We start from the raw sequence: 12,648 nt of genomic DNA, 5'->3' as shown, positions 1-12,648 counted from the left end.
CGGCGCCTAAACCTGACACCCGTGGAAGCCGGAAGAGTTTCAAGCGCCGCGCGGGATTACGTCTCTAGGGCCGGCTGGACGTATCGGGACCCTCCCGGCAGCTTGCGGGAGACGGTGTCCGGGAAAGAGGAGAGGAACATGGGCTCACGATCGGTCTTCGCGGCGGCTTGCTTTCTTTCCTTCTTCTCCGTGCCGGCTGCGGCGGCCGCGCAGGAAACATCCCCGCCCCTCGCGATCGTCGGGGCGACGATCATCGACGGAAACGGCGGTGCCTCCATCGTTGACGGGACGATCGTCATCGAGGGGGATCGGATCGCCGCCGTGGGGCCAAGCGCCGACGTGGCCGTTCCCGCGGGCGCGGAAGTCATCGACGGGAGCGGCAAGTTCGTCACGCCCGGGTTCGTGGACACCAACGTCCACATGTCGCTTGCCTTCGGGCGGGGAGGGCGTGTCGAGGAGCACGCGGCGTACTGGGCGCACCACGAGGCGCTCATCCTTCAGGGGCTCCAACTCCACCTGAAGCACGGGGTGACGACCGTCCGCGACAGCTACGGCGTGCTGCGTCCCATGCAGCGGGTCAAGAAGAAGATCGATTCCGGGGAGGAGATCGGCCCGCGCACCTACCTCGCCGGCAACATCGTGGGCTGGGGCGGGCCCGCCTCCGAGACGTTCGCCGGCCTCCCGGAGTCGGAGATCAGCTTCTTCGCCGAGCAGATGAACGACGAGGTCACGCTCGGAAGCGGCGAAGAGATGATGCACATGACGCCCGACGAGCTGCACGTCGCGATCAATGCCTATCTCGACCACGGGCCGGACTTCATCAAGTACGGCGCCACGCACCACTTCAACTATCCGGCGGGTATCTCGTTCTCGCCGCGAGCCCAGCGGGTGATCGTCGAGGAGACGCACAAGCGCGGGCTCGTCGCCGAGACCCATGCCACGAGCCTCGAAGGCCTGCGCCTCTCGATCCTCGCGGGGATCGACCTCATCCAGCACCCGGACAACGTCGGGAACCGCACGATCACCGATGAACTCGTCGACATGATCGTGGAGCGCAACATCGTGTGCTCGATGCTCATCAACCAGTTCACGGGTCCCAGTTGGCAGTTCCACGTCCGCAACATGGAGCGCGCGCGGGAGGATCTCGCCGCGGCCCAGTCTCGCGAGCGTCAGCGGCGCATCCCCCCGACGACCGCGGAGATCCGCCGTCGCGTCCAGGACACCGGCCTTCCACAGCCGGGATCCGTGATGGAAGGACGCTGGACGACGAAGCGGACGAACGCGAAGAAGCTCATCGAAGCGGGCTGCATCGTGACCGTCGGCACCGACAACACGCTCTTCGGGCGCGGGGGCGTGGCGGCGGACTTCCTGCGCGAGGAGCCCGAGAACATGGAGCACCAGCTCCCCGGGCTGGGCACGATCTTCGCCATCGAGGGGCTCGTCGAACTCGGCATGACGCCGCTGGAAGCGATCACCGTCGCCACGAAGAACGGCGCCATCGCGAGCAAGGCGCTCGACGACTACGGCACGCTCGAGGCAGGGAAGGCCGCGGACATCGTCGTCCTCGACGCCGACCCGCTCGCCGAGATCGCGAACATCCGACAGCTCTCGATGGTCATCAAAGGCGGCCGGATCGTCGACATCGAGGCCCTGCCCACCGACCCCATCGCCCTCGACTGGGCCGCCGACCCGCCGAACGGGTCGCGCTAGGACCTCACGCTAGGGCATCAGCGGGAGCAGGACGTGCGAGGCGTTCGCGGCCTCGTGGTAGACCGTGTTGTTCGCGACCTGCCACCGGCGGTCGCGCGGATTTCCCGTGTTCCGGTTGATGTCGAAGTTCGGGAAGCTGCTGCTGTAGACGTCGACGCGGATCCGGTGTCCCGCCTTGAAGAGGTTCGCCGAGGGTTCGAGCGGGAACTCGAGGCGGTAGACCTCTCCCTCCTCCATGAGCACGGACTGCTCGAACCCGTCCCGGTAGCGGGCGCGGAGGATGCCCTCGGAGACCGGGAACGCGTAGCCGCTCGGATAGTCCGCGTTCGACGGATGGACATCGAGCAGCTTCACGTAGAAGTCGGTGTCCGGCGCGTCGGATGAGATGAAGAGAACCGCCGTGATGTCTCCGGCGATCGTCAGGTCGTCGGGGAGCGGGTCCGTCTGGAAGACGAGCACGTCCGGGCGGGAGGCGATCGGCATGCCGGGGATCCCGTGGCCGGGCAGCGTCTCCATTTCGATCTGGTCGCGCGGGCCCATCCCCTGGAACCCGAACTCGAGCGCGGGGCCGTAGGCCACGATGCAGCGGCCGTTGCTGGAGACCGAATTGCGCGGGTCGTACGTGTAGGTCGTTGAGGAGGCGCGCGCGGACGGCGCCTCCGGGGAGAGCCCCCCTCCCTCGTGGAGATGGAATTCGGTCGGCCGGGCCGCGACCGGGGGCCAGCTTTCCTCGTAGCGCCACGCGCCGCCCTGGTTGAGGCGGCCGTTCTCGGCCTTCCGCCCGTCGCCCCCGCCCATGATGAAGTACTTGGCGGGCGCCCACACGTCGGCGCTCTCGTCGCCCTTCAGCCAGCGGTCGAACCAGCGGAGTTCCAGGTTCAGGTAGTCGTCGTAGGTGACGATCCGGGCGCCCTCGGTGCCGAAGTTCACGTCCCCGATCGACGACGCGAAGTTGTTGTGCGTCCACGGACCGATGAGGATGTGCTGGTCCTCCCGCTCCATGCGCACCATCGCCTGGTACCCGTCGCTGATCGTGCGCGGATACCAGTCGAACCAGCCCACGACCCAGAGGATGGGCATGTCCGGGTACGACTCGAAGTGCTCGTCCATGCCGAGGCCCGGCTGCCGCCAGAAGTCGCTGTAATCGTAGTTGTCGAAGTAGAGCTGGTGGGCGGCTTCCTCGTAGGTGGGGGCGAGGCTGAGCGGGGTCTCCCCGCGCCGCCATGGGATGCGCGAGGCCCAGTCGAGAAACGTCTGCCCCGTGCGCATCTCGTTGATCGCTTCGGTGATCTGCGGGTTCGCGCGCGCCTCGTTCCCGTTCGACGCGACCGACAGGATCCACTGCAGCAGCCCCAGTCCCAGGGCGCCGCCGCACTTCATGCTGTAGGTGTAGGCGTTCGTCGGACCCTGGTAGGGGATCATCGTCTTGAGGCCGGGCGGGTTCAGCGTCGCGGTCTCGAACTGGACCCACGCCTGGTACGAGACGCCGTACGTCCCCACCTGGCCGTCGCAGGACGGGTGCCGCGCGACCCACTCGACCGTGTCGTAACCGTCTTCCGGCTCCTGGACGAAGGGGAAGAAGTCGCCCGGCGAGTTGAATCGCCCGCGGCAGTCCTGGACGACGGACACATACCCGTTCCGCGCGAAGAACATCGCGTGCTCGATCGAGATCGGGCGCATCTTGTCGTACGGAGTCCGCGCGAGGACGGCGGGGAGCGGCTCCTCCAGCGGGACGCCGTCCACCGCCGGCAGGTAGAGATCCGTCATGAGTTCGAGGCCGTCGCGCATGGGGACCGGCACGTCCTTCACGATGACGACATCCCCATCGGTCTCCGGGAGTGGGCGCGGAGCCGGCCCCTCGGTGCCCCCGGCCAGCGCGTGGGGGTCGAGGGCGGCGCCGATTCCGGCGAACCCCGCTCCGGCCAGTCCGGCTCGAACGAACGATCTGCGGTCCATGTGGCCCTCCGGTAGGCGTGAGAGGCGGGACAATCGCTGGCGGCGGGCGCCCGATTCCCAACCTACGGATGCCGACCACCGCGTCCAGACGTGGCGGGCGGCGGCGAATCTGGTCGTGGACGGCGGTGCCTTGTCACGGGAAACGCCCGCGTCGAACGTTGGAAGTGCGATGACGGGCAACCAGTTCCACCTCGGGATAGACGTGGGCGGCACCTTCACGGACGCGGTCCTGATCTGTGAGGAGACGGGGCGCATCGACACCGCCAAGGTCCCGTCCACGCCCGCGGATCCCTCCATCGGCTTCATGGCGGCGGTGGAGCGCGCCCTCGAGAGGGGTGAGGTCGATCCGGGCGCCGTCTCCCACCTCGTTCACGGGACGACCGTCGCGACGAACTCGCTCATCGAAGGGAAGACGCCGCAGACGGCCTTCGTGACCACGGAGGGGTTCGGCGACATGCTCGAGATCGCGCGCCAGGTCCGGCCCTCTCTCTACGACGTCCACTTCGAGAAGCTGCGCCCGCTCGTCCCGCGCGACCTGTGCTACGAGGTGCCGGAGCGGCTGGACGCGGCCGGCGACGTCCTCCGGCCCCTCGAGGAGGACGCGGTCCGGGAGATCGCCGCGGCCCTGCGGACGCGAGAGGTCCGGTCCGTTGCCGTGTGCCTCCTGCACGGCTACGCGAACCCGGCGCACGAAGAGCGCGTGGCCGAGATCCTGAGGGAAGAGGATCCCGATCTCCTCATCTCCCTCTCGTCGATCGTGTGCCCCGAATTCCGGGAGTACTTCCGGGCCAGCACGAGCGTGATCAACGCCTGCATCGTTCCCGTCGTGGCGCGCTATCTAGCCGGGGTCGAGGAGGGGCTCGGGCGCGCCGGTCTCGATGCGGAGCTTCTCGTCATGCAGTCGAACGGCGGGGTGCTCACCGCGGAACAGGCGGCGAGCAAGCCGGTGTTCATGGTCGAGTCCGGACCCGCCGCGGGCGTGGTCTCCGCCAACTTCATCGCGGGCCAACTCGGCCACGCGGACCTGATTTCCTTCGACATGGGAGGGACGACGGCCAAGGCCGGGCTGGTCCTCGACGGCCGACCGCGCGTCACGAAGGAGTACGAGGTCGGGGCCCGGGCCCAGCCGGGGCAGGGGATGACGCGGGCCGCCGGTTATCCGATCCGCACGCCGGTCATCGACCTCGTGGAGGTGGGCGCGGGCGGGGGGAGCCTCGCCTGGGTGGACGCCGGCGGCGGGCTTCGCGTGGGGCCGCGGAGCGCGGGCGCCGACCCGGGGCCGATCTGTTACGGGAAGGGCGGGACCGAACCCACGATCACGGACGCCAACCTCGTGCTCGGCCGCCTGAACCCGGACTACTTCCTGGGCGGCGAGATGGAACTCGACGTGGACGCGGCCGCCGCGGGCATCCGCGAGCGCTGCGCGGAGCCGCTCGGCCTCGACCCGGTCGAGGCGGCGAACGGGATCATCGAGATCGCGAACGCGACGATGATCAACGCGCTGCGGCTCGTCACCGTGCGGCGGGGCAACGACCCCCGTGAGCTGACGATGGTCGCCTTCGGCGGGGCCGGGCCGCTGCACGCGAACCGGCTGTGCATGGAGATGCAGATTCCCACGCTCGTGGTGCCTCCGAGCCCGGGGACGGCGTCCGCCCTGGGTCTCCTCGTCACGGATCTGCGGCACGAGTTCTCGCGCACGCGGGTCACGGCCGTCGGCGTCGCGGACGCGGCGCGGATCCGGTCGCGCTTCGAGGCGATGGAGGAGGAGGGTCGGCGTACGCTCCGGCGCGAAGGGGTGGCCCCGGAGGACATGGAGTTCCGGCGGGGGATCGAGATGCGGTATGCCGGCCAGTCCTCCGAGGTGCCCGTCGCGTTGCCGCGGGAGGGGATGGACGATGGGCCGGACGACGGGTCGGACCGGAAGTTGGACACGGCGACGCTGGCCGATGCCGTGCGCCGCTTCCACGTGGAGCACGAGCGGGCCTACGGGCACGGCTACCCCGAGCAGCCCGTCGAACTCGTGAACTTCACCGTCACGGCCATCGGCAGGATCGCGCGGCCCCGGCTCCCGAGGATCGGCTCGAACGGAAAGGACGTCTCGGACGCCCAGCGGGGGACGCGGCGGGTGTTCTTCGCCGACGCAGGCGGCTTCGTCGAGACCGGGATCTACGACCGGGCGCGGCTAGGGGCAGGCCACGTCGTGGCCGGTCCCGCCGTCATCGAGGAAGTCGACTCCACCACGCTCGTGCATGCCGGATACCGGGCGACCGTGGACGAGTTCGGCAACCTCCTGATCGCCGCGAGAGGCGCCGCGTGAAGGGGCGGGACCCGAGCGGAGGTCGACCCGACGGCGGCGCGGCGGGCCCGGCCGCGGGCCGCCCGGACCCGGCCCGCATGGACCGGATCGCGCTCCCGCGCCTCAACCCGTGGCTCGCGCTCCTCATCCTCGTGCTTTTGGGCTTCGGCTACATCGGGCTCTGGGGCTGGCTGCTGGGAGGGCAGCCGTGACGGAGGGCCTGCAGCTGTCATGGTGGCTCATCGGGGCCTACCTCGCCCTCATGCTGGGGGTCGGCGTGTGGTTCCGGCGGCGGGTACGCTCCGTCGAGGACATGGCGGTGGCGGGGCGCCACTCGGGGGTGTGGCTCATCGCCTTCTCCGTCGCCGCCACCTGGATCAACGGCACCACCCTGATCGGGATCTCGGCGCTCGGCGCGGACTTCGGCCTCGACGCCTACTGGAGCGGCGGCTCCTTCATGCTCGGGACGATCTGGATCGCGTACTTCATCATCCCGCGGCTGTGGGAGACCGGCGTCATCACGATCCCGGAACTCTTCGGCCGCTGCTTCGGTCCGCGGCACCGGATCGTCTCGCTCCTCCTCGTCATCCTCCGGGACATGGGGGTGACGGCGGGGACGATCGGGGCGCTGACCCTCGTCACCACCGCGGTGCTCGGCATCTCGGTGGCGGAGTCGCTCCTCCTCTGGCTCGGCGTCACGTCCGTCTACGTGTTCCTGGGTGGCATGTGGGCGGTGATGGCGACCGACGCGATCCAGTTCTTCATCATCCTGGCCGGTTCGATCGCGGTGCTCGTGGCGGGGCTCGTTGCCGCCGGAGGGCTCGGCGGACTGAGCGCCAGCCTCGATCCGGCCCTCATCGACATCTTCGGCCGGGCGGGCGTCACCCAGGTCCTGGCCTGGATCGTCATCGGTCTGGCGATCACGGGTGCGTACCAGGGGCTCATCCAGCGCGGCTTCGCGGCGAAGAGCGCGGACGTGGCCCGGCGCGGGTTCCTGTACGGCGGGGTCATCGCCTCGATCTGGTACATGACGCCGCCCCTGATCGGAATCGTCGCCCGCACGATCTACGGGCCGGCCCTCGCGGCGGAGGACGCCTTCGTCACGCTCGCGTTCGGGGCGGCGGGGAACGAACTGGCGAGTCTCGTCGTCGTGTGCGTGCTGGCGGCGAGCATGTCGACGCTCTCCAGCACCATCAACACCATCGCCTCCAACTTCACGCTTGATTTGTATGCGCGCTTCATCGCGCCCACGGCGAGCGCCGTGCGGCAGCTCTGGGTGTACCGCCTCAACGTCCTCCTCGTCGGGGCGCTCGCTGCGGCCCTCTACCTGGCGCTTCCCCTCCTCATCGAACTGTTCTGGATCGGAGGACGGATCATGGGGGCCTCCGTCGCCCCCGCGCTCGTCGGGCTCGTCCTCTTCCCGTCGCTCCGGCAGGCGCCGCGGACGGTGATGGCGGCGATGCTCATCGGCGCCGCGGTGCAGGCGGTGTGGCAGACATTCGGGGCGATCCGCGAGGTGGGAGCCGTCGTCATCATCTGGGAACTGGATCCGATCCTGGTCGGACTGCCGCTCACGATCCTGATTCTGTGGGTCGGGGCGCGTCTCGAAACTCGAACCGGGGGCCGAAATGCCGCAGCGTGAGAGTCGGACCGTGAGAGCCGGACCGTGAGTGCCGTGGATCCGGTCCTCTTCGAGGTGATCCGGAACGCGCTCGTCGAGGCGACGGAGGAGATGTCCGTCACGCTCCAGCGCACCGCCTATTCGACCAACATCAAGACGCGGCTCGACTACTCGTGCGCCTTCGTGGACGCGGACGGGCGGATGATCGCGCAGGCGTTCTGCCAGCCCGCGCACCTCGTGACGATCGGGCGCCTCGTCCCCCGCGCGGTGGCCGAATACGAGGCGGAGCACGGGCAGGGGAGGCTCGGGCCGGGGGACGGGCTGCTGGTCAACGATCCGCACCGGCAGGCGAGCCATCTCAACGACGTCTTTCTCATCGCGCCCTTCTTCCACGAGGGGGAACTCACGGGATACGTCGCCAACTGCTGCCACCACGTGGACGTGGGAGGCGGGGCGCCCGCGAGCATCGGCGCGTTCCGCGAGATCTACCAGGAGGGGATCATCCTCCCCGTGGTGAAGCTCTACGACGGCGGCGACCTGGTGGACGACGTGCTGAAACTCATGCTCGCCAACGTGCGCGCGAAGAAGGAGGTGGCGGGCGACCTGCGGGCGCAGCACGCGGCGAACGAGATCGGGCTGCGGCGGCTCTCCGCCCTGTGGAAACGCTACGGCACGGAGATGCTCGGTTCCTACATGGACCGCATGGTCGAGTACAGCGAACGGCGGCTGCGGGCGGAGCTGGCGGAGCTTCCGCGGGGCGAGTTCGCGGCGGAGGGGTGTCTCGACGACGACGGAATCACCGGGGAGCCCGTTCGCCTGAAGGTCCGGATCCGGTTCGACGGCTCGACGGCGCGCTTCGACTTCACGGGGACCGACGCGCAGCGCGCGGCGCCCATGAACTGCAACCTGACGCAGTGCTTCACCGCCTGCGTCTACGTGCTCAAGTGCCTGGTCGACCCGGACATCCCGCTGAACGAGGGCTTCTATCGCCCCATCGAGGTGATCGCGCCGGAGGGGTCGGCGGTGAACGTGCGGCCGCCGGCGGGGGTAGTCGGTGGGTGGGAGGTCGCGATGCGGCTGTGCGACATCATGTTCCGGGCGCTCGCGGGCCCCATGCCGGCACGCGTTCCCGCGGGAACGAAGGGGATGATCTGCCATGTGGGGTTCGGGGGAGAGGATCCGGGGACAGGGGAGTACTACTGCTTCCTCGAGACGCTCGCGGGCGGGTACGGCGGGCGGCACGACGCCGACGGCCCGGACGCGGTCCAGACCCACATCCAGAACACGCAGAACGCTCCGATCGAGGAGACCGAACTCAACTATCCGGTGCGGATCCACGAATACAGCCTCGTCCCCGACTCCGAGGGGGCGGGCCGGCGGCGGGGCGGCCTCGCGCTGTGCCGCGAGTACGAGTTCGTGGGCCACGAGCCGACCTTCACGACGCTGGCCGACCGGGCGCGGTTCCCAGCCCACGGCCTGCACGGGGGAGATGATGGGAGGGTCGCGAGCTACAGGCTGATCTCGGGCGGCGAGGCGCGGGATCTGGGCTCGAAGGCGACGGTGCAGCTCAAGACGGGAGACCGGGTGCGGATCGAGACGGCCGGCGGGGGCGGGTTCGGGCCGGCGCACGAACGGGATCCGGACGCGGTGCTCCGGGACGTGCGGGAAGGCAAGATCTCCCGCGCCCGGGCGCGCGTCGCCTACGGAGTGGCCATCAAGCCGGGGGAATGGGCCGTCGATCTCGCGGAGACGAGGAGTCTGCGCCGAGCACCGGGACGATGACCGCGGGCGTGAAGACCGCCGACGCCGTGGTCATCGGTGGCGGGATCATGGGCGCAAGCGCCGCGCACTTCCTCGCGAAGCGGGGGTTCGGCCGCGTCGTACTCCTGGAGAAGGGGCGCCTGGCGGGCGTGAGCACGGGACATTCCGCCGCCATCGTCCGTACGTACTACTCGAACCCGGTCACGCTCGAACTCGCGAAGCGGGCCCTTCACATGTTCGAGAACGACCGGGATCGGCTCGGCGGCGACTGCGGGTTCCGTCCCATCGGCTTCCTGCTCCTGATCGGCGAGCGTCTGCGTGCCGCCGGGGAGCACATCCTCGAGTCGGAGCGGCGGCACGGGCTCCACGTCGAGCGGCTCACCGTGGAAGAGGTGGCCGATCTGGCACCGCCCCTCGCTTTGGACGGCGTGTCGTACGGCATCCTCGAGTCCCGCTCGGGTTACGCCGACCCGACGCGCACGACGGAAAACCTCGCGGCCGCGGCCCGCCCGTGGGGGCTCGAACCCCGCGCCGGCGTCGCCGCCATGGGGGTCCGCCTGCACGGGGACCGGGTCGTGGCGGTGGAGACCGAGGACGGGACGATCGCGACAAACGTCGTCGTGAATGCCGCGGGTCCCTGGGCGGGGCAGGTCGGCTCCTGGCTCGGCCTCAAATACTCGCTGCGCTGGAGCCGCGAGAGCGATCTGTTCGTGGAGCGACCGGCCGGGTTCGACGCCCTTCCGGTGGTCTCGGACCCGGGCCTGCGCGTCTACCTGCGGCCCTACGGGGACGACCGGATCATCGCCGGATTGGGGGCGCCCAAGGACATCGAACCGGTGGATCCGGACGACTGCGATCCGGCCCTCGATCCAGAGATGCGCGAGCGCATCGAGCGCCCGCTCTTCCAGCGGATCCCGGCCCTGGCCCGCGCCCGGCACCTCGGCGGCTACGCCTCGCTCTACACGATCACGGACGACTGGCACCCGATCGTCGGCCCGGAGCCCGGCCTCGAGGGCTACTACGCCTTCTTCGGCGGCAGCGGCCACGGGTTCAAGCTCGGCCCCCCGATCGGCGAGGCCCTCGCCGATGTCATCTGCGGCGAGACACCGGAGATCGACCTCTCACTCTTCCGCCCCGGCCGCTTCGTTGACGGCGAGCCGCTCACATCCGCCTGGGGCGAAGGCAACCGCGGCTAACTTGTTGATTCCCGCTTGAAGAACGCGCGTATGTTAGAGCCGAAGCAATGAGTTCGATCTCAAAGAGAGGGTTGCGAGTTGGCTGATTTCGGTCTTTATTCGGTACATGAATCCAGAGATTCGTAGGCAGGGGTACGCGACACATGGGTGAAAAAACGGCCATCGAGTGGACCGACGCCACGTGGAATCCGGTCACCGGATGCACAAAGGTAAGCGCCGGCTGCGACAACTGTTACGCAGCGGCGTTTGCCCGTCGGCGACTCAAGCATACATATCTCTTGCGTCGACCCGCCGTCGAAACGGACGAGAACGAAGCGGACCCCTTTGCCGTGAGGCTGTGGCCGGAGCGTCTGGCGCAACCCGAACGCTGGTCTCGGCCGCGGATGATCTTCGTGAACTCGATGTCCGATCTGTTCCACAAGGACATCCCGGTCGACTACGTGCGCCGCATCTTCGAGGTCATGCTGGCCTGCGACCGACACATCTACCAGGTGTTGACGAAACGACCGGCTCGGGCGGCCAACTTCTGGGCATCACATGCGAAGGCGCTGGGATACGCCGAGGTCCCGGCCCACATCTGGCTGGGCACGTCGATCGAGAACCAGAGGGTTGCCTATCGGCGCTCTCATTTGGTCCGCGTTCCCGCTGCGGTGCGCTTCCTGTCGTGTGAGCCGCTCCTGGGGCCGCTCGACCTCGACCTTGGGGGCATCCACTGGGTCATCGTCGGGGGTGAGAGCGGTCCGAATCATCGATCGATGGAGTCCGGCTGGACGCGCTCGATCCGTGAACAATGTCAGCGAAGCTCGGTACCCTTCTTCTTCAAGCAATGGGGCGGGAACACGCCGAAGGCGGGTGGCCGACTCCTGGACGGGCGGGAGTGGAGCGAGTTCCCCGAGGTTGTGGCATCGACGGCCTTGGCCGGTGCCGCTACGTGATGACAGCGCCAAGGGCAACAGTCTGGCCGCTCGGCCCACACTCGCTGGGCAAGCATCGAGTGCTGAAGGAATACCTGAAGGCCTGGCTCCCGATCCTCGGACAGACCCAGGGGAGAATCCTCTTCCTAGACGGCTTTGCAGGGCCAGGCGAGTACAAGCGAGGCGAGAAAGTGTCCCCGATTATCGCCCTTGAGGCGTTCCTCAACCATTCGGCAAGACAGAAGATCACGGCCGAGGTAAAGTTCATTTTCATCGAAAAGGAACGAGACCGCGCCGAGCACCTCAGGCAGCTCGTGATCCCCTTGGCGGAACGCCTACCCGCGGGGTCCGACGCGCAGATCGTCTGCGGCGCATTTGACGAAACGGTGGCGAGAGAACTCGACGCCCTCGTCGACGCGAACGAGACCCTTGCCCCGTGTTTCGCGATGGTCGACCCGTTCGGGGTTCGCGATACGCCGATGGCTGTTCTCCGTCGCATCCTGGCTCACGCGAGGAGTGAAGTCTACGTCTCGGTGATGTACGAGTACATCAACAGGTTCGACGAGGCGGCTGAGTTCGAGGCTCCTCTCACTTCGCTCTACGGTTGCACCGATTGGAAGGAGTGCGCCGACATCGCTGATTCCCGCGATCGCCGCCAGTGCTTCTTTGATCTGTACAAGCGACAGCTGAAGGAGGCCGGAGCCGAGCAAGTCATCCATTTCGACCTCTACGAAGGCAGTCGACACAAGTACAGCATCTTCCACGCGAGTCGGCATGCCCTGGCTGCAGACAAGATGAAGGCAGCGATCTGGAGCATCGATCCGGGCGGCAGCTTCATCTTCCGAGGAGGACAGACCGACCAACTTCTGCTTGGTGTCGATGAACCGAACTTCGCACCGTTGCGGGATGCCCTACGGGATGAGTTTCGAGGACCGCGTTGGTCGACGATTGAACAGGTCGAGAGGTTCGTTATGTCGGACAAGACGGACTATCACAAGTCGCAACTTCGCGACTACGCACTAGAACCAATGGAAGTCGCGGGAGAGGTCGACGTTCTACGTGCCGCGTCAAAGGAGCAGGCGCAGCAACCTGCGCTCCCCGGTTTCGACATGGGCGCCGCGCTCCCACGGAAGAAGAAGAAATACCCGCAGGGAACGAGACTTCGATTCATCTAGCCTGCGGCCAACGCGACGC

The 12,648-nt window shown here is 68.1% G+C and carries 9 protein-coding genes; 8 read left to right on the top strand and 1 reads right to left on the bottom strand.

Features of this window, described 5'->3' with window-relative positions; genetic code table 11:
• The first annotated feature begins 138 nt into the window (after positions 1-138).
• Positions 139-1,710: an amidohydrolase family protein gene (locus tag RN901_RS08680; protein WP_310757881.1), complete on the top strand. Its 1,572-nt coding sequence runs from the start codon at positions 139-141 to the stop codon at positions 1,708-1,710.
• A gap of 9 nt (positions 1,711-1,719) precedes the next feature.
• Here the strand turns inward: RN901_RS08680 and RN901_RS08675 are convergent, their stop codons facing one another.
• Complete coding sequence (locus tag RN901_RS08675) at positions 1,720-3,666, bottom strand: CocE/NonD family hydrolase (RefSeq protein WP_310757880.1); 1,947 nt, start codon at positions 3,664-3,666, stop codon at positions 1,720-1,722.
• A gap of 169 nt (positions 3,667-3,835) precedes the next feature.
• On the opposite strand from RN901_RS08675, the gene RN901_RS08670 reads away from it, so the two are divergent.
• The 7 genes from RN901_RS08670 to RN901_RS08640 all read left to right on the top strand — a co-directional run bounded on the left by RN901_RS08670 (position 3,836) and on the right by RN901_RS08640 (position 12,629).
• Entirely contained in the window at positions 3,836-5,983 is a 2,148-nt protein-coding gene (locus RN901_RS08670) for a hydantoinase/oxoprolinase family protein (RefSeq protein ID WP_310757879.1), read from the top strand.
• Positions 5,980-6,174 carry a hypothetical protein gene (locus RN901_RS08665; protein ID WP_310757878.1) on the top strand — a complete coding sequence of 65 codons (195 nt, stop codon included), beginning with the start codon at positions 5,980-5,982 and terminating at the stop codon, positions 6,172-6,174. The genes RN901_RS08670 and RN901_RS08665 overlap by 4 nt, the downstream gene beginning before the upstream one ends.
• Positions 6,171-7,604 (top strand): sodium:solute symporter family protein, encoded by a 1,434-nt coding sequence (locus RN901_RS08660; RefSeq protein ID WP_310757877.1) that lies wholly within the window; start codon positions 6,171-6,173, stop codon positions 7,602-7,604. Before RN901_RS08665 ends, RN901_RS08660 begins: the two co-directional genes overlap by 4 nt.
• 24 nt (positions 7,605-7,628) lie before the next feature.
• Positions 7,629-9,365, top strand: a complete 1,737-nt coding sequence (locus RN901_RS08655; RefSeq protein WP_310757876.1) for a hydantoinase B/oxoprolinase family protein — start codon at positions 7,629-7,631, stop codon at positions 9,363-9,365.
• Positions 9,362-10,540, top strand: coding sequence for an FAD-binding oxidoreductase (locus tag RN901_RS08650; protein ID WP_310757875.1), 1,179 nt, complete (start codon positions 9,362-9,364; stop codon positions 10,538-10,540). The genes RN901_RS08655 and RN901_RS08650 overlap by 4 nt, the downstream gene beginning before the upstream one ends.
• A gap of 143 nt (positions 10,541-10,683) precedes the next feature.
• Positions 10,684-11,475, top strand: coding sequence for a phage Gp37/Gp68 family protein (locus tag RN901_RS08645; RefSeq protein ID WP_310757874.1), 792 nt, complete (start codon positions 10,684-10,686; stop codon positions 11,473-11,475).
• The gene (locus tag RN901_RS08640) at positions 11,367-12,629 is read left to right on the top strand and encodes a three-Cys-motif partner protein TcmP (RefSeq protein ID WP_310757939.1); all 1,263 of its coding nucleotides are present in this window, start codon (positions 11,367-11,369) and stop codon (positions 12,627-12,629) included. Before RN901_RS08645 ends, RN901_RS08640 begins: the two co-directional genes overlap by 109 nt.
• The last annotated feature ends 19 nt before the right edge of the window (positions 12,630-12,648 follow it).

Source organism: Candidatus Palauibacter soopunensis (assembly GCF_947581735.1).
Taxonomy (GTDB): Bacteria; Gemmatimonadota; Gemmatimonadetes; order Palauibacterales; family Palauibacteraceae; genus Palauibacter; species Palauibacter soopunensis.
Note: the sequence above shows the minus strand (reverse complement) of the source record. Positions and strands in the feature narration are given on the sequence as shown.